Annotated in this window: 28 protein-coding genes and 1 other RNA gene; 15 read left to right on the forward strand and 14 right to left on the reverse strand. The window is 62.7% G+C overall.

Annotated features, from left to right (window positions below):
• Positions 1-17 precede the first annotated feature (17 nt).
• The 9 genes from EV664_RS14340 to EV664_RS14380 all read left to right on the forward strand — a co-directional run bounded on the left by EV664_RS14340 (position 18) and on the right by EV664_RS14380 (position 7,170).
• Positions 18-2,324 carry a chemotaxis protein CheA gene (locus EV664_RS14340; protein ID WP_133496414.1) on the forward strand — a complete coding sequence of 769 codons (2,307 nt, stop codon included), beginning with the start codon at positions 18-20 and terminating at the stop codon, positions 2,322-2,324.
• Positions 2,321-2,749 carry a chemotaxis protein CheW gene (locus EV664_RS14345; protein ID WP_229668283.1) on the forward strand — a complete coding sequence of 143 codons (429 nt, stop codon included), beginning with the start codon at positions 2,321-2,323 and terminating at the stop codon, positions 2,747-2,749. Before EV664_RS14340 ends, EV664_RS14345 begins: the two co-directional genes overlap by 4 nt.
• 80 nt (positions 2,750-2,829) lie before the next feature.
• Complete coding sequence (locus EV664_RS14350) at positions 2,830-3,195, forward strand: response regulator (protein ID WP_133496415.1); 366 nt, start codon at positions 2,830-2,832, stop codon at positions 3,193-3,195.
• Positions 3,196-3,206: 11 nt separating this feature from the next.
• Positions 3,207-4,274: a chemotaxis protein CheB gene (locus tag EV664_RS14355; RefSeq protein ID WP_229668284.1), complete on the forward strand. Its 1,068-nt coding sequence runs from the start codon at positions 3,207-3,209 to the stop codon at positions 4,272-4,274.
• Complete coding sequence (locus tag EV664_RS14360; protein WP_229668285.1) at positions 4,271-5,131, forward strand: CheR family methyltransferase; 861 nt, start codon at positions 4,271-4,273, stop codon at positions 5,129-5,131. The genes EV664_RS14355 and EV664_RS14360 overlap by 4 nt, the downstream gene beginning before the upstream one ends.
• A 69-nt stretch (positions 5,132-5,200) precedes the next feature.
• Positions 5,201-5,890 (forward strand): N-acetylmuramoyl-L-alanine amidase, encoded by a 690-nt coding sequence (locus EV664_RS14365; protein ID WP_133496416.1) that lies wholly within the window; start codon positions 5,201-5,203, stop codon positions 5,888-5,890.
• Positions 5,891-5,902: 12 nt separating this feature from the next.
• An RNA gene (rnpB, locus tag EV664_RS14370) (RNase P RNA component class A) lies at positions 5,903-6,264 on the forward strand.
• A gap of 64 nt (positions 6,265-6,328) precedes the next feature.
• Positions 6,329-6,865 carry a J domain-containing protein gene (locus EV664_RS14375; RefSeq protein WP_133496417.1) on the forward strand — a complete coding sequence of 179 codons (537 nt, stop codon included), beginning with the start codon at positions 6,329-6,331 and terminating at the stop codon, positions 6,863-6,865.
• Positions 6,866-6,900: 35 nt separating this feature from the next.
• Positions 6,901-7,170: a (2Fe-2S) ferredoxin domain-containing protein gene (locus EV664_RS14380; RefSeq protein ID WP_373287523.1), complete on the forward strand. Its 270-nt coding sequence runs from the start codon at positions 6,901-6,903 to the stop codon at positions 7,168-7,170.
• A 163-nt stretch (positions 7,171-7,333) separates the two neighbouring features.
• On the opposite strand, the gene EV664_RS14385 is transcribed toward EV664_RS14380, so the two are convergent.
• From EV664_RS14385 to EV664_RS14430, 10 genes are all read right to left on the reverse strand, one after another.
• Positions 7,334-9,226 (reverse strand): AsmA family protein, encoded by a 1,893-nt coding sequence (locus tag EV664_RS14385; RefSeq protein ID WP_133496419.1) that lies wholly within the window; start codon positions 9,224-9,226, stop codon positions 7,334-7,336.
• A 46-nt stretch (positions 9,227-9,272) separates the two neighbouring features.
• Entirely contained in the window at positions 9,273-9,680 is a 408-nt protein-coding gene (locus tag EV664_RS14390; RefSeq protein WP_133496485.1) for a SufE family protein, read from the reverse strand.
• A 109-nt stretch (positions 9,681-9,789) separates the two neighbouring features.
• Positions 9,790-10,035, reverse strand: a complete 246-nt coding sequence (locus tag EV664_RS14395; RefSeq protein ID WP_133496420.1) for a hypothetical protein — start codon at positions 10,033-10,035, stop codon at positions 9,790-9,792.
• Positions 10,036-10,058: 23 nt separating this feature from the next.
• The gene (locus EV664_RS14400) at positions 10,059-10,313 is read right to left on the reverse strand and encodes a hypothetical protein (RefSeq protein ID WP_133496421.1); all 255 of its coding nucleotides are present in this window, start codon (positions 10,311-10,313) and stop codon (positions 10,059-10,061) included.
• Between the two features lie 33 nt (positions 10,314-10,346).
• A complete protein-coding gene (locus EV664_RS14405; protein WP_133496422.1) occupies positions 10,347-10,613 on the reverse strand; it encodes a hypothetical protein in 267 nt (88 codons plus the stop codon).
• Between the two features lie 11 nt (positions 10,614-10,624).
• Positions 10,625-10,942 carry a hypothetical protein gene (locus tag EV664_RS14410; RefSeq protein WP_229668286.1) on the reverse strand — a complete coding sequence of 106 codons (318 nt, stop codon included), beginning with the start codon at positions 10,940-10,942 and terminating at the stop codon, positions 10,625-10,627.
• Between the two features lie 24 nt (positions 10,943-10,966).
• Positions 10,967-11,347 (reverse strand): envelope stress response membrane protein PspC, encoded by a 381-nt coding sequence (gene pspC, locus EV664_RS14415; RefSeq protein WP_133496424.1) that lies wholly within the window; start codon positions 11,345-11,347, stop codon positions 10,967-10,969.
• Positions 11,348-11,349: 2 nt separating this feature from the next.
• The gene (gene pspB / locus EV664_RS14420) at positions 11,350-11,622 is read right to left on the reverse strand and encodes an envelope stress response membrane protein PspB (RefSeq protein ID WP_133496425.1); all 273 of its coding nucleotides are present in this window, start codon (positions 11,620-11,622) and stop codon (positions 11,350-11,352) included.
• A 4-nt stretch (positions 11,623-11,626) separates the two neighbouring features.
• The gene (pspA, locus tag EV664_RS14425) at positions 11,627-12,295 is read right to left on the reverse strand and encodes a phage shock protein PspA (protein ID WP_133496426.1); all 669 of its coding nucleotides are present in this window, start codon (positions 12,293-12,295) and stop codon (positions 11,627-11,629) included.
• 91 nt (positions 12,296-12,386) lie between these two features.
• The gene (locus tag EV664_RS14430) at positions 12,387-12,884 is read right to left on the reverse strand and encodes an energy transducer TonB (RefSeq protein ID WP_133496427.1); all 498 of its coding nucleotides are present in this window, start codon (positions 12,882-12,884) and stop codon (positions 12,387-12,389) included.
• Between the two features lie 190 nt (positions 12,885-13,074).
• Here EV664_RS14430 and pspF point away from each other — a divergent pair, with 190 nt between their 5' ends.
• Both pspF and EV664_RS14440 read left to right on the forward strand, forming a co-directional pair.
• Positions 13,075-14,109: a phage shock protein operon transcriptional activator gene (pspF, locus tag EV664_RS14435; RefSeq protein WP_133496428.1), complete on the forward strand. Its 1,035-nt coding sequence runs from the start codon at positions 13,075-13,077 to the stop codon at positions 14,107-14,109.
• Positions 14,110-14,230: 121 nt separating this feature from the next.
• Positions 14,231-14,848: a superoxide dismutase gene (locus tag EV664_RS14440; RefSeq protein WP_133496429.1), complete on the forward strand. Its 618-nt coding sequence runs from the start codon at positions 14,231-14,233 to the stop codon at positions 14,846-14,848.
• A gap of 267 nt (positions 14,849-15,115) precedes the next feature.
• On the opposite strand, the gene EV664_RS14445 is transcribed toward EV664_RS14440, so the two are convergent.
• From EV664_RS14445 to mtaB, 3 genes are read right to left on the reverse strand one after another with little or no spacing between them, the layout of a single operon-like run.
• The gene (locus EV664_RS14445; RefSeq protein ID WP_133496430.1) at positions 15,116-15,733 is read right to left on the reverse strand and encodes a septation protein A; all 618 of its coding nucleotides are present in this window, start codon (positions 15,731-15,733) and stop codon (positions 15,116-15,118) included.
• Positions 15,730-16,662 (reverse strand): signal recognition particle-docking protein FtsY, encoded by a 933-nt coding sequence (gene ftsY / locus EV664_RS14450; protein ID WP_133496431.1) that lies wholly within the window; start codon positions 16,660-16,662, stop codon positions 15,730-15,732. Before ftsY ends, EV664_RS14445 begins: the two co-directional genes overlap by 4 nt.
• Entirely contained in the window at positions 16,659-17,885 is a 1,227-nt protein-coding gene (mtaB, locus tag EV664_RS14455) for a tRNA (N(6)-L-threonylcarbamoyladenosine(37)-C(2))-methylthiotransferase MtaB (protein WP_133496432.1), read from the reverse strand. Before mtaB ends, ftsY begins: the two co-directional genes overlap by 4 nt.
• Before the next feature lie 18 nt (positions 17,886-17,903).
• Between mtaB and EV664_RS14460 the strand changes: the two genes are divergently transcribed.
• Entirely contained in the window at positions 17,904-18,494 is a 591-nt protein-coding gene (locus EV664_RS14460; protein ID WP_229668287.1) for a DUF924 family protein, read from the forward strand.
• Here EV664_RS14460 and EV664_RS14465 read toward each other — a convergent pair.
• Positions 18,469-20,103: a putative bifunctional diguanylate cyclase/phosphodiesterase gene (locus EV664_RS14465; RefSeq protein WP_133496433.1), complete on the reverse strand. Its 1,635-nt coding sequence runs from the start codon at positions 20,101-20,103 to the stop codon at positions 18,469-18,471. The two genes, EV664_RS14460 and EV664_RS14465, sit on opposite strands and share 26 nt — an antisense overlap.
• 220 nt (positions 20,104-20,323) lie before the next feature.
• Between EV664_RS14465 and ffh the strand changes: the two genes are divergently transcribed.
• The 3 genes from ffh to rimM all read left to right on the forward strand — a co-directional run bounded on the left by ffh (position 20,324) and on the right by rimM (position 22,919).
• Positions 20,324-21,823, forward strand: a complete 1,500-nt coding sequence (gene ffh, locus EV664_RS14470) for a signal recognition particle protein (RefSeq protein WP_133496434.1) — start codon at positions 20,324-20,326, stop codon at positions 21,821-21,823.
• Positions 21,824-21,916: 93 nt separating this feature from the next.
• Positions 21,917-22,345: a 30S ribosomal protein S16 gene (gene rpsP / locus EV664_RS14475; RefSeq protein WP_133496435.1), complete on the forward strand. Its 429-nt coding sequence runs from the start codon at positions 21,917-21,919 to the stop codon at positions 22,343-22,345.
• Between the two features lie 58 nt (positions 22,346-22,403).
• Positions 22,404-22,919: a ribosome maturation factor RimM gene (rimM, locus tag EV664_RS14480; protein ID WP_133496436.1), complete on the forward strand. Its 516-nt coding sequence runs from the start codon at positions 22,404-22,406 to the stop codon at positions 22,917-22,919.
• Positions 22,920-22,928: the final 9 nt, after the last annotated feature.

Raw genomic sequence — 22,928 nt, forward strand, 5'->3', positions numbered from 1 at the left:
CTCAGTTGCGGGGAATCATGGACGATCTGCTGCAGGAATTTGTCGCCGAAACGCGCGAGACACTGGAGGCGCTTTCCGGCGAAATTGTCGCGTGGGAGGCATCCCCGGGCGATCGCGCGCGTCTCGATGCCATTTTTCGGTTTGTGCATACGGTCAAGGGCAGCTGCGGTTTTCTCGACCTTCCGCGTCTCGAACGGCTGAGCCATGCGGCGGAGGATGCGCTGGCGCAGGTCCGCGACGGCACGCGTATCCCCGATTCCCGTCTGGTCAATGCAGTGCTGGGGATCGTCGACCGGATCGGGGAGATCGTCGAGGCGATCGACGGTGGTCATGCGCTCGATCATTCGGGTGAGGATCTGCTTATCGCGGCGCTGGAGGAAGGCGCGGCCGAAGCACCGGATGCCGTCGCATCGATCGCCAGGCACAGCGCGCGCAGCGTCCGGCTGAGCGTCGATCTGCTCGATCGGATGATGAGCGGCATGTCCGACATGGTGCTCGCCCGTAACGAGCTTGCCCGCCAGTTGCGCGAGATCGATTGCGGGCCGGTGGTGGAGGGAGCGCTCGAACGCCTGTCCGCCACCGTCGCGGATATGCGCGATGCGGTGACCCGCACCCGGATGCAAAAGCTGGATGCGCTTTTCTCCGCGTTGCCGAGGGTCGTGCGCGACACTGCGACGAAGCTGGACAAAATGGTGACGCTTCAGATCGAAGGCGCCGATGTCGAACTGGACCGCGAGATGATCGAGGCGATGCGCGATCCGCTGGTCCACATCATCCGCAACGCGATCGACCATGGGATCGAAACGCCCGATGAACGGCTTGGCGTGGGCAAACCGGCTGCGGGTCGCCTGACCATCGCCGCACGGCAGACCGGCAACCAGATCGTGATCGAGATCATGGACGACGGGCGCGGTATCGATGTCGCGGGAGTCATCGCCAGGCTGGCGGCCACCGGTGATCGCAGCGAGGCGCAACTCCACGCATTGTCTGAACGGGCGAAGCTCGCGCTGATCTTCGAACCCGGCCTCACCACGAAGGACACAGCGTCGGACGTGTCGGGACGCGGCGTTGGAATGGACGTGGTGCGATCGAGCGTGGACCAGATCGGCGGCAGGATCGATCTGCAAAATTCGCCGGGCCGGGGGCTGCATATCGTCCTGCATCTGCCGCTGACGCTCTCGATCATCTCTGCGGTGACGGTGGGAGCGGGCAGCCACCGCTTCGCGATTCCGCGTCAGTCGGTCGAAGAGATCGTCAATGCCGCCGGGCGAAATATCCGCGTGGATCGCTTCGGCACTGGCGATGTGGCAACCGTTCGCGGCCGGAAATATCCTTTGGTGCATCTCGGCGAACTGCTTGGCATTGCAGAGCGTGCGGCGACCGCGACCGGGATGCTTGTCATCGTCGGTGTCGGTACGGGCAGCTATGCGATGGCGGTCGATACGGTGTTCGATACCGAGGAGCTGGTGATCAAACCCGCTGCGCCGCAGGTGGTGGCGAGTGGCGTGTATGGTGGGCAGACCTTGCCTGACAATGGTCAGCCGATGCTCGTGCTCGACACGGCGGGAGTGGCTGCCCGGGCCGACGTGCGCTTCGGCCTTCACAATGCTTTCGATGCAGGCGAGGAAGAGGAGTCGGAGGACCCCGGCATGCCACTGCTGCTGTTCCTCGATCTTGACGGGCAACAACGCAGCATTCCGCTCGATGTGGTCGATCGGATCGAAAAGGCGAGGGCAGAGGCGGTTTCCATGTCGGGCGGGCGATTGCGCATCGACCGGGACGGCACGCTGATAACGCTGGTGGTGACCGGCGATGTGCCTGACAAAGGGCAGATCGCGCTGCTGCGGCTCAACTGCGGGCTCGGCGAAATGGCTTATGCGGTCCGTGAGGCGTTCGACATCGTCTATGTTCACGACGCAGTTACACCCGGCGAACCGGGGGCGGTAGCTGGCGTGGCGATGATCGAGGGCGAGCCGGTGGAGATGATCGATCCCAACTGGCTGTTCGATCAGTTTCGCGGAAGCGTGCCCGCGCGCCATGCCGCGCCCCTGTGCCTGATCGCTGGTGGCGAGGACGGCTGGATGCGCAATTTCATCGGACCGCTCATGGAAAGCGCCGGCTATCGAACGGCGTTCAGACTGGATGATGAAATGCCCGATATGGTGATCGTGCGCGAGGGCGACGCGGTGAAAGGCGTGCCGCCGGCGCGCCACATCCATCTCACCGACCGTCGCGACAATGCGGAAACCAGCGGAAGCATCTTCCGCTATGACCGCAATGCATTGCTGAATGCCGCAAAAGACCGGGTTGCAAAGGCAGGATGATGGAAGGCCTGTACCTCATCGCGCGGATCGCGGGTCAGATGGTTGCGATCGATTCGGATCAGGTCGAATCGGTCATCGACCTTAGTGACGTTACCCCGATTCCGCTTGCCCCCGACCATGTCGTCGGCATCTCCGCCATTCGCAGCCGGGTTGTCACGGTGATCGACAGCTGCGCCGCTTTGGGCCGGGCACCCGCGGAGGCGACGGGGCGGGCGATCATCGTCGGGCTTGAGGGCCATTATTATGCGGTGCTCGTGGAGGATGTGGAGGATGTGCTGCCGTTCATCGCAACGCCTCTGCCCGACGGTATCGTGCTCGATCCGCAATGGCGGGAGCTGGGACGCGGTTTCGTCGATCGCGACGGCGAGCCGTTGCTGATCATCGATCCGACCGGGATCGTGTCGGCATGTCCGAGCGAGCCATAATGGCGCGTCTGTTAACGCTCTCCTTACCGGCCCTGTGCGAGACGTGGGCATTCCAATACGCGTATGACAAGGTAATTTGGATGAAGAGCTGTCTGGTAGTCGACGATTCAAAGGTGATCCGCCAGGTCGCCCGCCACATACTCGAAACCTTGCGGTTCGAGGTAAGAGAGGCATGCGATGGCCGTCAGGCGCTCGATAGCTGCATTGCCTCGCCGCCGGACGTGGTGCTGCTCGACTGGAACATGCCGGTGATGAGCGGGATGGATTTCCTGCGCGCGCTCCATGCAACCGACCTGCCCAAACGGCCGAAGATCGTTTTCTGCACGACCGAGAACGGCATGGCGCATATCCGCGCCGCGATAGAGGCGGGAGCCGACGAATATGTGATGAAGCCGTTCGATCGCGAAACGCTCGAAAGCAAGCTTCAGATCGTCGGGATAGACTGAAGGCTGCAGTCGTGAATTTCGCGGGTAGCGCCACCGGTTCCTCCGTGAACGGCCTTTCGGCACCCGCTAGGGTGCTGATCGTGGATGATTCGGTCGTTGCCCGTACGATCATCACGCGCATGGTCGAATCGTTCGACGGGTTTAAGGTATCCGCGACGGTATCCAGTGTCGCTGCGGCGCTTGACCATCTCGCCCATGCGATCGTCGATATCATTCTGCTCGATATCGAAATGCCCGGGATTGACGGGTTGACCGCGTTGCCCAGCCTTTTGGAAGCGGGCGCGGGCGCCCGGATTCTCATTGTCTCGACCGCCTGTGAAGAGGGCGGCGCGGCGGCGGTCCGCGCGCTTGCGCTGGGCGCCGCCGATACGCTGGTGAAACCTGCGGCGGGCAATCTCGCCAATCGCTTTTCGGAAGCATTGCACGAGCGGCTGGTTCGGCTGACCGCACGGCCCGGCCATCCTGCGCCGTCCGGCTCGGTAACGCAGATCGTACCTCGCGCCGATTTTGATGTCGTGGCGATCGGAGCCTCGACGGGCGGCATCCACGCTCTGTCGCAGTTGCTGGGCGCGCTTCCCCCCGAGTTCGAGACGCCTATCCTGATCACCCAGCATTTGCCGACATCGTTCATGTGCTACTTCGCCGCACAGCTGGAAATCATCGCCCGGCGTCCGTGTGATGTGGCGATCGACCATATACGTATTCGTCCCGGGCGGATCATCATTGCGCCGGGCGACGGGCATCTCCTGTGCGTGAAGGTGCGGGACGGAGGAGCCATCCGGCTCGGCAGGGAACCGGCGGTCAGCGGCTGTTTGCCCTCGGTCGATCCGATGCTCGAATCGGTAACGCGCGTGTATGGCGAACGCGCGCTCGCTATTGTGCTTAGCGGAATGGGCCGTGACGGGATGCACGGCGCGCGCAACCTGTATGAAGTGGGCGGAACGGTGCTGGTTCAGGACCGCGCCAGCTCGGTGGTATGGGGCATGCCCGGCGCCATCGCCACGAGCGGCAATGCGACCGCCGTCATGACACCGGTATCGATGGCCGCCTTTCTTTCCGCCAGCGTGAGCGGCGCATGACGGTGCGGCCCGCCTCCCGACCGGACGAGCGACGGCTTTCCGACCAGGGGCTGGCCATCATCGCGGCGCTGGTCGAGGCGCGAACCGGTCAGGAGATTGCGCCGAACCGTGTCTGGCGCGTCGAAACCGCGCTGAAGCCGCTGCTGCGCGGCAGCGGCGCATCGTCGCTCGACGAATTCGTCAGCCATGTCGTTGCCGCCGCCGACGGTGTGCTGATCGACGCGGTGGTCGACGCGATACTGAACAACGAAACTTCTTTCTTCCGCGATGCAGGAGTGTTTGATCAGGTTGCCGAGGCAGCCCGCATCCGTGCGCAGGAGGCGGGCGGACGCATGCGGATCTGGTCGGTGGGCTGCTCTACCGGGCAGGAGCCATATTCGCTCGCCATTCTGCTGGCCGAAAAGATGGGGATCGATGATCCGGCCTTTCCCGAGATTCTCGCCACCGATGTGTCCGCGCAGGCGCTGAACCGCGCGCGCGCCGCGACGTTCAGCCAGTTCGAAATTCAGCGCGGCATGCCGGTGCGGCGCATGGTGGAATGGTTCGAGAAACGCGGCGAGCAATGGACGGCACACCCCGACCTGATCCGCAAGGTGCAGTTTCGCAGGCATAATCTGGCGTCCGATCCGTGCCCGGCGGGAAAATTTGACCTGATCCTGTGCCGGAATCTGCTTTTTTACTTCGCGCCCGAACGAAGGCATCGGCTGTTCGACCGGCTTGCCGGTGTGCTGGCGAACGAGGGGCTTCTGGTCCTCGGTGCCGGTGAGACCGTGATCGGGCAGGCGCGGGGCCTCGTGCCCAGCGAGCGGTTTCGCGGTTTTTACTGCCGTGCCGCGGAAGACGCCGGTCGAACATAGCCACTTCTCTTGCTTTCGCCGCGCGTTCGTATCAATCGGGATTTGCGGGGGAACGGGCCAGCGAGCGCAATGCAATTTATCGAAACGCCATCACCGAATTTCGACGAGCGGACATTGCCCGTGTCGATGATCGTGCTGCATTATACCGGGATGCGTACGGGGGATGAGGCGATTGCCCGCCTGACCGATCCCGAAGCCAAGGTTTCGGCGCATTATCTGGTCGCCGAAGACGGAACGATCCTGCGCATGGTCGATGAAGCGAAGCGCGCATGGCACGCGGGCCGGTCGCACTGGCGCGGCATCACGGACATCAACAGTGCCTCGATCGGTATCGAAATCGTCAATCCGGGGCATGAATTCGGCTATCGCCCGTTTCCCGACGAACAGGTGGCCTCAGTCATCCGCCTCGTGCATCAGATCAAGGACCGGTACGAGATCACGCGCGGCAATGTTGTCGGCCATTCGGACATTGCGCCCGCCCGCAAACAGGATCCGGGCGAGTTCTTTCCGTGGGGCAAGCTCGCCCGGCTGCGGCTTGCTCTGCCGCGTCCGACGAAAAATCTCGCCGATCCGCACTGGACCGATGGCGGCTTCATGCTGGCGCTCGAACGGTTCGGCTATGATGTTACCGATGCCCAGGCCGCTGTGGTGGCGTTTCAGCGGCGCTTTCGCCCCGAACTGATCGACGGGATCATCGATGCCGAATGCCGCGCGATTTTGCTCGCTTTGCTGCTTCCCAAACCGCAGGGCGATGATTAGGTACGCCCATTGCCAGAGGGCCGGGCGACCGCGTGGGAACTTCCCACGAGGAAAGTCCGGGCTCCACGGAAACGGCGGTGCCGGGTAACGCCCGGCGGGGGTGACCCCAGGGAAAGTGCCACAGAGAGCAGACGGCCCGGTTTCGACCGGGTCACGGTGAAAGGGTGCGGTAAGAGCGCACCGCGGGACCGGTAACGGTCGCGGCATGGCAAACCCCACCGGGAGCAAGACCGAATAGGGACGGCATAAGGGCTGCGTTCCGGCCCGTCGTCCGGGTTGGTTGCTTGAGGCGGCGTGCGAGCGTCGCCCTAGAGGAATGGTCGCCCAGTCCCGCAAGGGATGGACAGAACCCGGCTTACAGGCCCTCTGGCATTTTTCACCGGCCTTTTCGGCCCCCGCTCTGGCCTTTGGCGGGCGTGATCCTTATTTCAGTAAGCTATGGCACGTTCTTCCCGATCCTATGACTGGGGTTTTCCCCGCTGGCGCCCGTATGGCGACAAGCGCGAGGCGGCGACCGTAAAGCTTTGCGACCGGCATGGTTGTGAAGCGCCGGGCGACCGGCCGGCACCGAAATCCCCCAACAGCCCCGAACGCTGGTATTTCTGCGAACGCCACGCGGCGGAATATAATCGCAACTGGAATTACTTCGAAGGGCTGAACGAGGAAGAGGCCAAGCAGCGCGAGGCGAATGAGCGGCGCGAAGCGGCGGGTTATGCCGATTCGGCGCATTATGGCTGGGCCGGCCCCGGTGACGGCACGCGTTCGCGCGACGAGATGCGCGCGCTTGAAGTGCTGGAGCTTGAATCAGATGCCAATTTTGAGAGCGTCCGTGCATCCTGGCGACGGCTGGCCAAGGCAAACCATCCCGACAAACGCCCGGATGATGCGGAGGCAGCCAAGCGCTTCCACGCTATTCAGGCTGCTTATGACGTGCTGAAATCGGCGGAGGAACGCCGCCAGTGGAAGCCCGATTGAAGACCCGCATAAACGCCAACTGGGCGAATGCCGCGATGGTGTGCGCCAAATGCCAGAAAAAGCTGAAAGGCGGCTTCGGTCCTGAAGGGAAGCAGACGCTGTCCAAGGCGCTGCGCAAACATCTCGGCGTCAAAAAGGGGCGGAAAGGGGCCGTCGGCATTGTCGAGACCAAATGCCTTGGCGTGTGTCCGAAAAATGCGGTGACCGTCGTCAATGCCGCGCGGATGGACCAATGGCTGCTCGTGGCGCCGGGTGCCGATCTGGATGAGGTGGCGCAATCGCTTGGGCTGGCGCCGGGCGGGTAATATCCTGTCATATTACGCGTGATTGACTGAGCCGATCGTCATCGCGAGGCGCGCAGCGACGAAGCGGTCCGGCGATGCGCCCCCGGCTCTGGATTGCCGGCCCCGGCGGGGCTCGCAATGACGATGGTTGCACAGGTTCAGATTCGATCCGCCGCGATAGGATTTAGAAATCCATCGCCTTGGCGATTTCGCCCCCGCAATTGAGATCACCCGCTTTCTCTTCGCGTTTCCCGAACAGTTTCTTGCCGATCTGACCCAGAATATCGCCGACCGAATCACCGCTTTCGGGCACGGAAATATCAGGCGACTTTATCGTGCCCTTTACCGGCACCGCGCCGTCGAGCCGTAGCGTCGAATCCTGTTTGGCCACACCGTAAAGCGCGAGATTAAGCTGTTCGGAGGGAAAGCGAATCGTGCCGCGCGCGCGAGTCACCGCCCGGCTGGTGTCGATCCGTACGTCGCCGGTCTTGGCGGTGCCGTCGGTAAAGGTGAAAGGCGCGATCAGGCAGCGCAGCTGTGCCTGTTTCTTCTTGCCCGCGAACAGGCCGCCGCCGACATCCTGCCCCAGCAGCAGCGCGGTCTTGTCGGGAAGCGTCCCGTCCAGCGCCACCAGCGTCAGCCGCCCGTCGGCGGTTCCGATCGCCGCGCGCAGCGTCTTTCCCGTGCCGGTCAGGTCCAGCCTGCCGCGTGTCGGCGCGTCGATCCCGGCACCGGGAAACAGATCGGATAGCCGGCCGCCCTGCAACTCGAGCCGCAGATGCAGGCGCGGCCCTGCATCCTGCTGCACGATCTTCGCCTGTCCCGACAGCGTGCCGTGCGGCATGGCGAAGCGCAGCGGATCGACGCTGAGCGTTTTGTCTTTCAGCGTCAGCGTGCCGTCCAGCCCGCGAAACGGCTCCGATCCAGGCCATAACAACCGGTCGGCATGAAGGCGGAGCACCCCGTCGGTATCGCCGAGATTGGAAAGATCGATCGCGGTATCGGGCACGACGTGCTCGCCGATACGCGCGGTCTTCGCATCCGCCTTTGCCTTGCCCGCATCCGAGGCGAGATCGGCGAAGTCGAACCGCTTCGCGCTAAGCCGTCCGTCGATATGGGTGTGACCATTCTGCTTCTCGATCACCGCCTCGCCCGAGAAATCGGAGCGGCCGACCGTCCCGGCCAGCCCCTCGATCCGCCAGGTCGACCCGCGCCGCTGCAGCGTCGCCGCCATCCTGACCGGCTGCGTGTCGGGAAGCCCCGCTTCGATCAGCGCATCGACATCGCCCAGCCCCGCGCCGCGCGCTTTCACTTCGGCTTCCAGATCGTCGCCATCGAGCGGCCTTGCCATGGTCCCGGTCATGTCGAAGCTGACGGTCTTGCCCTCGATATGCAGCGCGAACGGCCAGCGGCCCTTATTCGTCAGCCGGTCAAAAGGCGCGCCGCTCGCATTGATCCGCACCGGGCTACCACGCACCTCGCCGGTGCCGTTGATACGTAGCCCTTGCTGCGCGCTGCCGCTCAGCCGGACCTTGAAGCGCCGGTTTTGCAATGCATCGCGATAATCGATTGCCACATCGGCCAGGCTGAACTGGCGCAACGTGCCGAGTGACGGTCCGCCGCCATCGCCTCCGCCCTTGTCCTTCGGCCCGCTCCAGTTGGTTCGCTCGTTCCTGGTGCGGATCAGCAGCGCCCGCGCATCCGCGACCTCAATGCGTTCCAGCCGCTGCCTGCCCAGCAGAACGGGCAGCGCTGCAAAGCCGATGCGTATCCGCCCCACATGCAGCATCGGCGCTGTGTTCTTGACCCATTCGGGCTGAGGAATCGTGACATTGCGAAGCTCGATAACCGGATGCAGCGAGAAATGATCAACCCGCTCGACCGATCCGATCGTCACCTCGCGGCCCAGCGATTGCGACAGGCGTTTTTGGATCGTGCCGCCGAGCGCGCCCCATGGGAAAGCAGCCAGCCCGATCACGATCGCTGCAACAAAGGCGATGAGGCCGATCGATATATATTTCCAGTTACGCCATGGCGATGTGCCGGTGCGTGTCTCGCTGCGTTCGATGGTCGGCACTCCCGGCTGTCCGGCGATCAGCGCCCGACGCGATGCTTGGTTCCGGTCAACCGGTATAGCGTGCCGCGGTTTCGCGGATCAGCGCGATCATATTGGGAATGCCCTGGGTGCGGTTCGAACTGAGCTGGTTTTTGAGGTCGAACGGCGCCAGCGCGCCCTCGATATCCGCCTTTGCCACTTCCTTCGCCGGACGGTCCTGCACGGTTAGCAGGACGAGGGCGATAATCCCCTTGGTGATCGCTGCATTGCTGTCGGCGAGGAAATGCAGCGTGCCGTCCTCTTTCGCGGTCGGATAGACCCATACCGACGCCGAACAGCCGCGCACCAGCGTTGCATCGGTCTTCAGCGCATCGGGCATCGGCTCCAGCTCCCGACCAAGATCGATCAGCAACCGATAGCGGTCATCGGGTTCGAGAAATTCATATTCGTCGCGAAGGTCATCGATGCTTTGCATCGCCGCGATATAGCGCGGCTGCGCCACAATGAAACCGCCGCCGATGCGGGAGTGAGACGCACCGGCGGCGGCAAATCGTCCGTCAGGCCGGACGAAGCTGAGAATTTCGTTACAGATCGACCCCGGCTGCGATCGCTTCCAGCTTGCGGATGCGTTCTTTCAGGTCGGCGATCTCGATCCGCGCGCCGGTGGAGGCGGGCGGGGCGTCGGCTTCGGGGCCGTGCGCAATCGATAATTCCTGTTGTTTGAGCGCGATCCAGCTCTTCCAGCCGACCAGCGCTGCGGTGATCATCATGGCGAGCCCGGTAAGGCCGGTCGCCGCCATGATCAGGTAGATATTGGGATCGTTGGTCATATCCTGTCCCCTTGATTTGGCGTTCAGCGGTGGCCTTCGTCGCGCAGGCGCTCGATCTCGCGCTCCAGGCTGACGCTGCTGTGATTGTCCGTGATGACCCGTTCGAGCACCGCGATGCGTTCGCGAAGACTGCGGATTTCGGCCTGCATATGGCGGGCCTCTTCGCTATCGGCGGCGCGCAGGGGCGCTTCGCTCGCCTGTGTCCGTATCTTTGCCTGAACGATCTTGCCGATGGTCACGATGACGATGATGGCGACCACCATTTCAAACGGGTTCATGACGGAAACTCCCTGCTTTTCTGTTCTTGTTGCTTAGTTCAGCGGCGTGTCGCGCAGCTTTTCGATCTCGTCGGCGATATCCATGCCGCGATCGGTCACGATCCGCTCCAGCACCCGAACCCGCTGTTCCAGCCGCTCGGTCTGCGCTGCATATTGGGCGGACTTTTCGGCGATCATTCGCGATTCAAGCTCCATCGCCTTTTGCTTATGTTCCAGCCAGGGCTGGATGATCAGTTTGGCGATCAGGGCGACGAGCGGGATCGAAATTCCGAACAAGGGCACGAGGATCGGGCTAATCATGATCGGTCTCCTTAATGGGCGGCGTCGCGCAGCGCGTCGATTTCGCGCGAGGTGCGGTCGGCAGGGTCAGTGACGATCCGTTCGACGACGCGAAGACGCTCTTCCAGTCGGGCGATCTGGCCGTTCAGCCGGTCATTTTCGCTCGACAGCAATTCGATCTTGCGGGTCACGGCCAGTTCGTCGGCGTGATGGTTTTGCCCGGCACCGCGCCGCGCCGCGCGTTTGCTGTCGGGATGATAATTATATTTGGCGCGGATGATCTGGCGTACGATGCCGGCGATCATCGCCATGCCGATAATCATCAGAACGAAAGTTTGTCCGGGGGGCATGATTCGATCCTTCGAATGGCGATGTCAGCGCAGGCTGTCGATCTCATCGGCAAGGCGCGTGTTGCGGCTGGTGTAGAACATCTCCATGTCGGCAAGCCGGCGGTCGATGTCGCGGAATTTGGAGCGGACCTCGGCGGTCGATCGCGTCGGATTGGTGCGCACGCCCTGCCAGAATTTGGCGTCCTCGGCGCTCTCATACAGGCCGACGGGCTTTTTCTCACCCACCCAGGCGACGACGAAATAGGCGATCAGCGTCCAGGGAAAGCCCCCGGCCAGCGTCAGGATCACCGCAGCGACGCGGACCCAGATGACTTCGACCCCGGTATAATCGGCGATGCCTGCGCATACGCCCGACCATTGGCCATTTTGTTTGTCGAGATAGAATTTGGTGCGGCTTGCGGACATGATTAATTCCTCCGGGAAAAATCGATTTCGCGAGGATCGGTGCTGCTCGGCACCTGCGGGCGGAAATCGGGGTTGTCGGCTGCGACGATGCGTTCGATCGTCTGAAGGCGTTCTTCCAGCCGGCGGGCGGTGAAATGCAGCTCGTCGAGCAGCTTTTCATCCTCGCCGGTAATGGTCGCCGCCTGCTTCCACTTGGTCACATAGTGCATCACCACCCAGGGGAGTCCGATAAAGAGCATCCCGACGATGACGATGGGCATGAAGACGTCCTCCATCGGATCAGCCCTCCTGCTTGCCCACGCGGCGCTTCAGCGCTTCGAGTTCGGCCTCGACCTTTTCGGAGGAGCGCAGTTCAGCGATTTCCTCTTCCAGCGACTTCTGATGGCCCATACCGGCTGCCTCTGCACGACCTTCGGCCATGTCGACGCGCGCTTCCATCATGTCGAACTTCGAAAACGCGTCCTGCATCTTCGAACCGGCATACATTTCGCGCATCCGGGTACGGTTGTTCGCCGACTCCAGACGGGTGACGATCGAATTCTGGCGGGTGCGTGCCTCACGCAGCTTCGCCTGAAGCTTTGCGATATCCGCTTCCGAGCTTTTCAGTGCATCGTCGAGCACGGTGATTTCTTCATTCAGCTGCTCGACCATGTCGGCCGCTTTCTGACGCTCGATCAACGCTGCCTTGGCCAGATCCTCGCGATCCTTCGAAAGCGCCAGCTCGGCCTTTTCGGTCCAGCTTTCCTGAAGCTTTTCCAGCTTCGAGATATGGCGGCGCATTTCCTTCTGATCAGCGATCGTCCGCGCGGCTGACGCACGAACCTCGACCAGCGTTTCCTCCATTTCGAGGATGATCATGCGGATCATCTTCGCCGGGTCTTCCGCCTTGTCCAGCAAGTCGGTGACATTGGCGGCGATGATGTCCCGGGTTCGTGAAAAGATACCCATGGCAATTCTACTCCTTCATATCGTCACTAATATTTGAACCATCCTGCCGGGGTGCGATAGTCCAATCACGCCCCGGCAAGGTCGGTCGCGATCATTTGGTCGCAGCGCTGGCGACCATCGTGTCGCTGTTATATTTCTGCGCGATCTCGTACGAGGTGGCGCGCAGCTTGATGCGGTCCTGTTTGCGCAGCGTGTTGGAAAACAGCACTTCCATCGGGACCGTCACCGGCTTTCCTGCCATCCTGGCCGGAAGGGCGGGATATTTCACCGCTTTCACAGCACGAACCGCTTCGCGATCGAGCACCTTGTTGCCCGCGCTCTTTTCCAGAGTTGCACCGATGAAATTACCATCGGCGTCGAAATGCGCTGCGACGATCGCTGCGCTCTGCATGAACGGCTGACCGACAATCGACGTCATCGGACGGATATTGTTGCTGAGGCGATGGGATACCGCCGTCTCCCAATTATCCTGCTTCACGATGCCCGCCGATGCCGGCGATACTGCACCGGCAACGAGCGCGGTGCCGAGAATGCCTGCCAGCGCCAGGCTGGAAGCGGAGCGAGCTGCTTTTGCAATCATGCTATTCATTGTCCGGTCCTCCCTGAACCATCGGAATGTTCACCACCCTGTTGCGGTGATGTCTGATGCATTGCAGGAGGCGTGCCAGTTTATAAAAACGATTGTAAAACAATATGTTATGGATTTTTGCCCTGGCGACTTTGCACGATTGGCATGTTAGCGCTTGCCAATAGTTGGGAAATTACGCCAGATGCTCGCCATGGAACGAGCGGTACAGGTCATCGGGCAGTCTTCGGCGTTTCTGGACGTGCTCGAACGCGCCAGTCGCGCGGCTGCGCTCGACCGTCCGGTGCTGGTGATCGGCGAGCGCGGCACGGGCAAGGAGCTGGTCGCCGAGCGTCTCCACCGCCTCAGTCCGCGCTGGGACCAGCCTCTCGTCGTCATGAACTGCGCCGCGCTTCCCGAAACGCTGATCGAGGCCGAGCTGTTCGGGCATGAAGCGGGCGCCTTTACCGGTGCGACCAAAGCGCGGGCAGGGCGGTTCGAGGAAGCGGACGGCGGCACGCTGTTCCTCGACGAACTCGGCACGCTGTCGATGGGAGCGCAGGAGCGGCTGCTGCGCGCGGTCGAATATGGCGAGGTTACCCGCATCGGCGCGTCGCGCCCGATCCGTACCGATGTGCGCATCGTCGCGGCGACGAACGAGCATCTTCCCGACCGGGTGGAGCGCGGTACGTTTCGCGCCGATCTGCTCGACCGGTTGTCGTTCGAAGTCGTCACTTTGCCGCCGCTGCGCGCGCGTAAAGAGGATATCATGATCCTCGCCGATTATTTCGCGCGGCGCATGGCGGCGGAGATCGGCTGGCCCGACTGGCCGGGCTTCGGACCGGAAGCGACCGACGCGCTGTGCAATCATCGCTGGCCCGGCAATGTCCGCGAGCTGCGCAATGTGGTCGAGCGTGCCGTCTATCGCTGGGAGCGGGAAGGGCCGGTCGACCGGATCGAGATCGATCCCTTCGAATCGCCCTATCGCCCGACGCCCATGCCGACCAGTTCGGCTGAGAGCGCACGGCCTGCGCCTCCCCCGCCCCCGCCGTCCGAAGCGGCGCTGAAATCATTCGAACCGCAGGCGCGCGATTTCAAGAGTCGGGTGGCGCAGTTCGAACGTACGATCCTCGCCAATGCGCTGGAGGAGAATCGCTTCAACCAGCGCGCGACGGCGGAGGCGTTGGGCCTTAGCTACGATCAGCTTCGCCACGCCCTGAAGCGCCACGAATTGCTCGATCAACGATAAAATCGATCAGCGCGATAAAATCGTTTCTTTTGCGTCATGAATGAAAAAATGTGAGGAACTTGGCCTGTCTCATGCGTTGGGCAGACGAGCCCACGAATTTTTGCGAAAACGGAGGAGCCACATGGCCTTTGAACTACCCGAACTGCCTTATGCCAAGGACGCACTCGCCCCGCATATGTCGGCAGAAACGCTGGATTTTCACCATGGCAAGCACCACGCCGCCTATGTGAAGAAGACCAACGACGCGCTTGCCGACAACGGCCTTGAAGGCGCGAAGCTTTCCGAAGTGATCAGGCAGGCCAAGGCGAAGGGCAATCAGGGCCTGTTCAACAATTCGGCGCAGATCTGGAACCACAGCTTTTTCTGGCAGTGCCTGACGCCCAATTCGGCAGCCCCCGGCGGCAAGCTCGCCGATATGATCAAGGAAGAGTTCGGCTCGGCCGACGATCTGGTGAAGAAGCTGGTCGAGGAATCCTCGGGCCATTTCGCCAGCGGCTGGGGCTGGCTGGTGCTCGACGGCGGCAAGCTGAAAGTAACGTCGCTGCACGATGCCGATACGCCGGTCGCCTATGAAGGCATGAAGCCGCTGCTGACCATCGATGTGTGGGAGCATGCTTATTATATCGATTACCGCAATGCGCGGCCCGATTATCTCGACAATGTGACGAAGATCATCAACTGGGATTTCGTTGCGCAGAATATCGACGGCGAAGGCGTATCGCGCGCCGATCAGGGCTGATCCGGCTCTATATCGCTGATACCAGAAGGGCGCCGGTGCTTCCGGCGCCCTTTTTTGCGTCGCAGTGGGCCTTTACCGGTCGCACCGCACCCTCCGTTCGCTTCGAGCGAAATCGAGAAGCGCCTGACCCGACGCAAGATGGTTCTTGCGAGCCCCGCAGGGGCGCGGCGATCCACAGGCTACATCCCCGCATCGCTGGACCGCTTCGTCGCTATGCTCCTCGCGATGACGATCCGGTCAGCGGTTCACCCTCGCTCCCCCGGCGTGTCACCCCTCGGGCGGGAGCGGCGGATCGTCTTTCTTGTCCACCGAAAGGCCGTGCTTCAACAGCATCGGGATGTTCGCGGCGGCGAAGATCAGCGTCAGCGGCACCGCGCCCCATAGCTTGAACCCGACCCAGAAGCTCCAGCTCGTATTGCGCCAGACGAGTTCGTTCAGCACCGCCATGAAGACAAAGAAGATAGTCCAGTTGATCGTCAGCTTGCGCCATCCGGTTTCGTTCAAACCCGGATAGGCGGTTTCCAGCATCTGTTGCAGCAGCGGACGCCCGGTCGCGAGCCCGAAGCCGAGGATCGCCGCAAACATCGCATAGACGATGGTCGGCTTCACCTTGATGAAGGTCTCGTCGTGGAAATAGAGCGTCAGGCTGCCGAACACGAGCACCAGCACGCCCGACATCCACAGCATCGGGGAGATCGTGCCGGTCTTCCATCGTGACACCAGCATCGCCACGACGATCGACACCATGAACGCTGCCGTCGCCGTCATGACGCGCGCAAGCTGCGGCCCGCCCATCAGCGTGTTGACGAGGAAGAAGACCGCGAGCGGCCCGAAATCCACCGCCATGCGCAGCGCGGGCGAATTGTTTCTGGCGGGTGCGTTCATCGGTTCAGCTCCTCGACCCCGGCGATGATCCGCGCGACTTCATTGGCATCGAACGGGCGCAGGTCGTCGACCTGTTCGCCCACGCCGATCGCATGGATGGGAAGGCCGTATTTCTCCGCCGCATTGACCAGCACGCCGCCGCGCGCGGTGCCGTCGAGCTTCGTCATGACAAGGCCGGTGACGCCCGCCACCTCTTTGAACACTTCGATCTGGCTGAGCGCATTCTGCCCCGTCGTCGCATCAAGCACCAGCACGACATCGTGCGGAGCTTCCGGGTTGAGGCGGCCCAGAACGCGCCGGATCTTGGCGAGTTCGTCCATCAGCTCGCGCTTGTTCTGCAACCGCCCGGCAGTATCGACGATCAGCACATCGGTGCCGATCTCGGTCGCCTTTTTGACTGCGTCATAGACGATCCCCGCCGCATCGCCGCCCTCCGGCCCGGCAACGATCGGAACGCCGATTCGCTCGGCCCAGGTCTTTAGCTGGCCGATCGCGGCGGCGCGGAACGTGTCGCCCGCCGCGACCATCACGGCATAATCCTGTTCCTGGAACAGATGCGCGAGTTTGGCGATGGTCGTCGTCTTGCCCGATCCGTTGACCCCGATGACCAGAATCACCTGCGGCCGGGGAAATGCTTCGATTTCGAGTGGTTTCGCGACCTGAGCAAGCGTCTTTTCGACCTCTTCGGCAACGACGAGCCGGATGCCCAGCTCTTCCATATTGCGCTCATATTGCCCCGCGGCGAGCCGCTTGCGCACGCGCCCCGCCATTTCCGGCCCAAGATCCGACGCGATCAGCGCTTCCTCGATCTCGTCGAGCGTCTCTTCGTCGAGCCGCGCCGCCGACAAACCGACCAGATTGCCGGTCAGCCGGTCCGATGTGCGCTTGAAACCGCTCAGCAAGCGGTCATGCCAGCTGCCGTTGCTCATGCCCGCGTTCCGATCAGCATCCCGTCCTTCGCGTCGGTGATGGTTACCTCCACAATGTCTCCGATTCTTTCTGGTTGGGGCAGGCGTATCTCGGCGAAATTGCCGGCATGGCCACGCTCGCCGGGTCGTTCGATCAGGATGCGCCGGCGGCTGCCGATCTGGCTGTTGAGCCAGGCATCGCGATGCGCCGCCGCTACCTCGCGCAGCCGCGCCGCGCGATTCTTGATCAGCGCCCGGTCGAGTTGCGGCATCCGCGCGGCGGGCGTGCCCTCGCGCGGGGAAAAGGGGAAGATATGCGCATGGACGATGTCGCAATCGGCGATCAGCGCTCGTGTATTCGCTGCCATGTCTTCGGTCTCGGTCGGGAATCCGGCGATCAGATCGGCGCCGATGGCAATGTCAGGGCGCGCTGCCTTCAGCCGCTCGACGATCCGCACTGCCTCAGCGCGCGAATGGCGGCGCTTCATGCGCTTGAGGATCATGTCATCGCCCGCCTGAAGCGAGAGATGCACATGCGGCAGAATGCGCGCCTCACCGGTAATCAGGCTGAACAGCCGGTCGTCAATCTCGATCGAATCGAGCGAAGACAGGCGCAGCCGCTCCAGCTTTGGCACATGGCGCAGGATACGCTCGACCAGCTGCCCCAAAGTCGGCGTCCCCGGCAGGTCGGGGCCATAGCTGGTAAGATCGACGCCGGTCAGCACGACTTCGCGATGCCCGGCATCGACCAGCCCCGCAATCCGCTCGATCACGCTTCCCGCCGGGACCGAGCGGCTATTTCCCCGGCCATAGGGAATCGCGCAAAAGGTGCAGCGATGATCGCAGCCATTCTGCACTTCGACAAAGGCGCGGGCATGTTCGGAAAAGCTGGCGGCGAGGTGCGGCGCGGTTTCGGCGACTCGCATGATGTCGCTCACCACCACCGCTTCCTCGCTTGCCCACGCAGCGGGGAGCAGCTTGTCGGCATTGCCGATCACCCGGTTCACCTCGGGCATGGTCGCGAACGAATCGGCGTCGATCTGCGCAGCACAGCCGGTGACGACGATCTCGCTATCGGGACGGTCGCGCCGGGCGCGGCGGATCGCCTGACGCGTGCGGCGTACCGCCTCGTTGGTGACGGCGCAGCTGTTCACGACCACCGTATCGCGATTGCCGAGCATCGCGCGGATCGTTTCGCTTTCGGCGATGTTCAATCTGCAGCCTAGGCTGATAATGTCGGCCATTACCGGCCAGGAGGTTGAATGCACGAAATCATGGGCCACGATCTAGGGATGGCGGCGGACGAAGTCCACGCGGCGGCGCGTACGGTTCTGGATTTCTGGTTCAACGAGCTTTCGGATGAACAGCATTTCACGAAGGATGCCGAACTCGATGCGCGGATCGCGGCGCGCTTTTCGCAGCTGCGCGCGGCGCTGCTTTCCTCCGGCGCGGTGGCATGGCGCGATTGGCCCGACAGCATCCTCGCCGCGATCATCGTGCTCGATCAGTTTTCGCGCAACATCTATCGCGGTCAGTCAGCCGCCTTTGCCGCCGATTCGCTCGCGCTCGAACTTGCCCGCCATGCGATCGGCCGGGGCTGGGACAATGCAATGACGCCCCGGCAGCGGCAATTTCTCTATATGCCGCTGATGCACGCCGAAGATGCCGGGGTGCAGGCGGAGAGCGTGCGGATGTTCGAATCGCTTGGCGATGAAGAAGTCATCGCCTTTGCACGCGCGCATCGCGACGTGATTCAGCGCTTCGGTCGCTTCCCCGGCCGAAATGCCGCGCTCGGGCGCGAATCCACGCCCGAAGAGCGCGACTATCTCAGCCGACCAGACGCTGGATGGTAGCGCTGAAGACAAGCGCGGGGCCGGTGTCGATCTGATGGCCCTCCGGTGCCAGCATGCGCCGTTCGGCCAGCATGCGCCGCGCACCGGCAATCGATAACGGCTTGCCATAGACCCAGCCCTGCGCCCGGGCGATTCCGATGGCGCGCAGCCGGTTTTCCAGCACCTCATTCTCCACGCCCTCGGCAATGACCGGAAGGTTCAGGCTGTCGCCCATCCGCGCAATCGCATTGACCAGCGCAGCGCTGTCGGGGTGATCGTTCATCGACGCGACAAAGCTGCGATCGATCTTGATCCGGTCGAACGGCAGCGCACGCAGATGCGCGAGGCTGGAAAATCCGGTTCCGAAATCGTCCAGTACGATCCCGACCCCCTGATGCTTCAGGCTGTTGAGCGTCGACTGCGCCAGCGCAAGATTGTCGAACAGCGCGCTCTCGGTAATCTCGATCTCCAGCCGCTGCGCCGGAAAGCCGGTTTCGGTGAGCAGTCGGATGATTTTTTGCGCGAACCATGCATCGCGCAGCTGCCAGGGCGAGATATTGACCGACAGGGTCAGGTCGCCGCTCCAGTCGCGGGCAGCGGTAAAGGCCTGACGCATGAGGCTGAGCGACAATTCGCCGATCAGTCCGCTTTCCTCGGCGATTTTGATGAACTGGTCGGGCGTGACAAGCCCGCGGGCAGGATGTTCCCAGCGCGCCAGCACTTCAAAGCCGGTGAGCTTGCGGTCGCGCAGATTTACCTGCGGCTCGAAATAGGGGACGATCTCGCCGCGCGGAATGGCGGCACGGATTCCGCTTTCCAGTTCGCTTCGAATCGTCAGTTCCTGCTCCATGCCGGACCGGAACCACGCGACCTGATTGCCGCCGCCGCGCTTTGCGGCGCGCGTGGCAATCTCGGCCGATCGGATCAGCGCCGTGATATCGCTTCCCGATTCGTCCGAGCGGGCGATGCCCAGCGAACAGGAAATCTCGCAATGCGCATCCGCAATCTCGAAAGGGCGCGCCATGCTGGCGATCAGCCGCTCGGCGATTCGTTCGACCAGATCGATATGCGCAGCGTCGACCGCAAAAGCGCACGCGAATCGATCGCCGCCGACCCGCGCGGTCAGGGAGCCCGCGGGTACGATTTCTGCGATCTCGATCGCGGCGAGTTTCAGCAGCGCATCGCCCACCGCATGGCCGTGCATGTCGTTGACCGTCTTGAAATGGTCGAGGTCAAACATCAGCAGCAATGTCAGATGATGCTTTCGCCCGGCGTCGGCGATCAGCGCGGCGCCCTGCTCGATCAGGCTGTCCCGGTTGAGAAGGCCGGTGAGCGCATCGCGGGGCGCAGGTCCGCTCGTCCGCGCTTCGTGCGCAGCGCCGGCCGCCGAACGCGTGCGATGCCGCCGCCACATCCAGGCGATGACTGCGATATTGGCGATACATGCGATTACCGCAACGATCGCTGCGGATATGCTGCCCTCGAAATAATAATCGAGCATGGCCAGTAACAGCGTGCTCCCCGTAAAGACCAGCAACAGAATCGCGCCGATACTGATGCTGCCGTTAAGCAGGTCATACTCGCCCGGTCCGGGCGCGGACGGCGTCGCGTTATCAACATCCTGCGTCATCGCGGGTCTTTCAGAGGTGATAGGTAGTTATCGGGTAAAGAGATTTAGGATTCGTTAACCCGCGGTAATGCTTGCCTGTTGCCGCGACTTGCGCTAAGCGGCTGTCACCGTTCCACCGGAGCGAGATGCGATTGCGGCCCCATGGGGTACGCCGGCCGACGAGGTTTCGTCCGCCGGCGTGTTTTGCGTTTCACCGGATACGGCCGTGATGGGAGTGAGCATGTTCGATAGTCTTAGCGACAGGTTAGGCGGCGTATTCGACCGGCTGCGCGGGCGTGGCGCGCTGACTGAGGCCGATGTCCGCACCGCTATGCGCGAAGTGCGCGTCGCGCTGCTCGAAGCCGATGTGGCGCTTCCGGTTGCGCGCAAATTCGTCGACGACGTCACTGAAAAGGCGATCGGTCAGGATGTGCTGCGCTCGGTAACGCCGGGTCAGCAGGTCGTGAAGATCGTCAATGACGAGCTGATCGCCATGCTGGGGCCGGACACGGCCGAGCTGGAAATCAACGTTTCGCCGCCCGCCGTCATCATGCTGGTCGGACTTCAGGGGTCGGGCAAGACGACCACCACGGCGAAGCTCGCAAAGCGGCTGTCGGGCACGGAGCGTAAAAAGGTCATGATGGCCTCGCTCGACGTTAATCGTCCGGCGGCGCAGGAACAGCTTGCGGTTCTGGGCCAGCAGGCTGAGGTCGCGACCCTGCCGATCGTGCAGGGGCAGCAGCCGGTCGATATTGCGCGCCGCGCGCTGCAATCGGCGAAGCTGCAGGGGCATGACGTCCTGCTGCTCGACACCGCAGGCCGTTTGCACGTCGATCAGGCGCTGATGGACGAGATGAAGGCAGTCGCGGATATCGCCAAGCCGGCTGAAATCCTGCTCGTCGTCGATTCGCTCACCGGTCAGGACGCGGTAAATGTCGCGACCAGCTTCTCCGAGCAGGTGCCGCTGACCGGCGTGATCCTGACCAGGATGGACGGCGATGCGCGCGGCGGTGCTGCGCTTTCGATGCGCTCGGTCACGGGCAAGCCGATCAAATTCGCCGGTATGGGCGAAAAGCTCGACGCGCTGGAGGCCTTCCACCCCAAGCGCGTCGCGGGCCGAATCCTGGGCATGGGCGATGTCGTCAGCCTGGTCGAAAAGGCCGCTGCGACGATCGAGCAGGAAGATGCCGAGCGCATGGCGAGCCGCCTTGCCAAGGGCAAGTTCGACATGAACGACCTGCGCGCGCAGCTTCAGCAGATGCGCCGTATGGGCGGGATCGGCGGGATTGCGGGGATGATGCCCGGCCTGAAAAAGGCGCAGGCAGCAATGGCGTCGGGCGCGGTCGATGAGCGGCTGCTCCTTCGCATGGACGCGATGATCACGTCGATGACCCCGACCGAGCGCGAAAAGCCCGCTTTGCTCAACGCCAAGCGCAAGATTCGCGTGGCGAAGGGATCGGGCACCACGGTTCAGGACGTCAATCGCCTGCTGAAAATGCATCAGGAGATGCAGACCGCCATGAAGAAGATCAAAAAGATGGGCGGTATCAAGGGCATGATGGCGATGCTGGGCAAGGCGGGTGCCGGCGGCGGCATGGGCGGTCTGGGCAATGCGCTTGGCGGTCAGCAGCTTGGCGATGCGATGCGCGGCATGGAAGGCATTCCCGGCCTGCCCAATGGGAAGGGCGATATGCCGCAGCTTCCCCCCGGTTTTGAGGACATGCTCAAAAAGAATAAATAGCCGCCGCTCCGACCCGGATCGGCTTTGGAAAGACGGACGATCCCCGGCCGGTTGCCGGGGTGAGGAATTGAAGAAGAAGGAAGACGTTAGAAAATGGCACTCAGCATGCGTTTGTCGCGGGGCGGATCGAAGAAGCGTCCCTATTACCGGATCGTGATCGCCGATGTGCGCAGCCCGCGCGACGGCCGCTTCATCGAGAAGATCGGTACCTATAACCCGCTCCTCGCCAAGGATGACGAGAAGCGCGTCGAAATCGACACCGATCGCGCCAAGCACTGGCTGAGCGTCGGTGCGCAGCCGACCGATCGCGTCGCTCGCTTCCTCGACGCTGCGGGCGTGAAGGAACGCGCTGCCCGCAACAACCCGAACAAGGCAGAGCCGGGCGAAAAGGCCAAGGAACGCGCTGAAGAGCGCGCCGAAAAGGCGAAGGCGGCTGAAGAGGCTGCTGCCGAGGCGAAGGCCGCTCCCGCCGAGGAACCGGCTGCTGAAGAAGCCGCCGCCGAGGAATCGACCGAAGGCTGATTGCTTTCCGGCACCCCGGGCGCATGAATGTGGACGGGGGCAGGGGAGGACGTGAGACATGTCGTCAGAAACCAATCCTCCCCCCGCCGCTTCAAAGCGGCAGGACCGCCCGGTCACGCTGGCCGTCGCTATCGGCGCGCACGGCGTGGCGGGTGAGGTTCGCCTGAAGGTCTTTGCCGAAGATCTTGGCGCGCACAAATCCTTCAACAACGGAACGCTCACGCTGAAAAAACTGCGTGACGGGACCAACGGCATGATCGCTCGCTTCGCCGAAGTGGCGGATCGCAGCGCTGCCGAAAAACTGCGCGGCACTGAATTAACGGTCCCGCGTTCCGCTCTGCCTCCGCTGGAGGAGGGCGAATATTATCATGTCGATCTGCTCGGACTTCCGGTGATCGACGAAGACGGCATGTCGATCGGCACCGTCGTCGCGATCGAGGATTTCGGCGCGGGCGATGTGATCGAAATCGAACGCCCGAACGGCAAGCGCTTCATGGTGCCGATGCGCGATGAAGCGGTCCCCGACTGGAACGAAGACCGCCTGATCGTCTCCGCCGCCTTCGCCGAGGGCTGACGACTTATC

Origin of the sequence: Stakelama pacifica (assembly GCF_004361835.1) — a bacterium.
Classification (GTDB): Bacteria; Pseudomonadota; Alphaproteobacteria; order Sphingomonadales; family Sphingomonadaceae; genus Sphingomonas; species Sphingomonas pacifica.

Bases quoted from the DNA above. Each gene is read 5' to 3' on its own strand.
- EV664_RS14445 (WP_133496430.1), bottom strand. From the start codon at position 15,733: ATGAACGCACCCGCCAGAAACAATTCGCCCGCGCTGCGCATGGCGGTG.
- EV664_RS14340 (WP_133496414.1), top strand. From the start codon at position 18: ATGGACGATCTGCTGCAGGAATTTGTCGCCGAAACGCGCGAGACACTG.
- EV664_RS14395 (WP_133496420.1), bottom strand. From the start codon at position 10,035: ATGACCAACGATCCCAATATCTACCTGATCATGGCGGCGACCGGCCTT.
- rimM (WP_133496436.1), top strand. From the start codon at position 22,404: ATGTCGTCAGAAACCAATCCTCCCCCCGCCGCTTCAAAGCGGCAGGAC.
- pspB (WP_133496425.1), bottom strand. From the start codon at position 11,622: ATGGAGGACGTCTTCATGCCCATCGTCATCGTCGGGATGCTCTTTATC.
- EV664_RS14465 (WP_133496433.1), bottom strand. From the start codon at position 20,103: ATGACGCAGGATGTTGATAACGCGACGCCGTCCGCGCCCGGACCGGGC.
- EV664_RS14365 (WP_133496416.1), top strand. From the start codon at position 5,201: ATGCAATTTATCGAAACGCCATCACCGAATTTCGACGAGCGGACATTG.
- EV664_RS14350 (WP_133496415.1), top strand. From the start codon at position 2,830: ATGAAGAGCTGTCTGGTAGTCGACGATTCAAAGGTGATCCGCCAGGTC.
- pspA (WP_133496426.1), bottom strand. From the start codon at position 12,295: ATGGGTATCTTTTCACGAACCCGGGACATCATCGCCGCCAATGTCACC.
- EV664_RS14380 (WP_373287523.1), top strand. From the start codon at position 6,901: ATGGTGTGCGCCAAATGCCAGAAAAAGCTGAAAGGCGGCTTCGGTCCT.
- rpsP (WP_133496435.1), top strand. From the start codon at position 21,917: ATGGCACTCAGCATGCGTTTGTCGCGGGGCGGATCGAAGAAGCGTCCC.
- pspC (WP_133496424.1), bottom strand. From the start codon at position 11,347: ATGTCCGCAAGCCGCACCAAATTCTATCTCGACAAACAAAATGGCCAA.
- EV664_RS14360 (WP_229668285.1), top strand. From the start codon at position 4,271: ATGACGGTGCGGCCCGCCTCCCGACCGGACGAGCGACGGCTTTCCGAC.
- pspF (WP_133496428.1), top strand. From the start codon at position 13,075: ATGGAACGAGCGGTACAGGTCATCGGGCAGTCTTCGGCGTTTCTGGAC.
- EV664_RS14410 (WP_229668286.1), bottom strand. From the start codon at position 10,942: ATGCCCCCCGGACAAACTTTCGTTCTGATGATTATCGGCATGGCGATG.
- EV664_RS14400 (WP_133496421.1), bottom strand. From the start codon at position 10,313: ATGAACCCGTTTGAAATGGTGGTCGCCATCATCGTCATCGTGACCATC.
- EV664_RS14430 (WP_133496427.1), bottom strand. From the start codon at position 12,884: ATGAATAGCATGATTGCAAAAGCAGCTCGCTCCGCTTCCAGCCTGGCG.
- EV664_RS14375 (WP_133496417.1), top strand. From the start codon at position 6,329: ATGGCACGTTCTTCCCGATCCTATGACTGGGGTTTTCCCCGCTGGCGC.
- EV664_RS14405 (WP_133496422.1), bottom strand. From the start codon at position 10,613: ATGATTAGCCCGATCCTCGTGCCCTTGTTCGGAATTTCGATCCCGCTC.
- ffh (WP_133496434.1), top strand. From the start codon at position 20,324: ATGTTCGATAGTCTTAGCGACAGGTTAGGCGGCGTATTCGACCGGCTG.
- EV664_RS14440 (WP_133496429.1), top strand. From the start codon at position 14,231: ATGGCCTTTGAACTACCCGAACTGCCTTATGCCAAGGACGCACTCGCC.
- mtaB (WP_133496432.1), bottom strand. From the start codon at position 17,885: ATGGCCGACATTATCAGCCTAGGCTGCAGATTGAACATCGCCGAAAGC.
- EV664_RS14345 (WP_229668283.1), top strand. From the start codon at position 2,321: ATGATGGAAGGCCTGTACCTCATCGCGCGGATCGCGGGTCAGATGGTT.
- EV664_RS14390 (WP_133496485.1), bottom strand. From the start codon at position 9,680: ATGCAAAGCATCGATGACCTTCGCGACGAATATGAATTTCTCGAACCC.
- ftsY (WP_133496431.1), bottom strand. From the start codon at position 16,662: ATGAGCAACGGCAGCTGGCATGACCGCTTGCTGAGCGGTTTCAAGCGC.
- EV664_RS14460 (WP_229668287.1), top strand. From the start codon at position 17,904: ATGCACGAAATCATGGGCCACGATCTAGGGATGGCGGCGGACGAAGTC.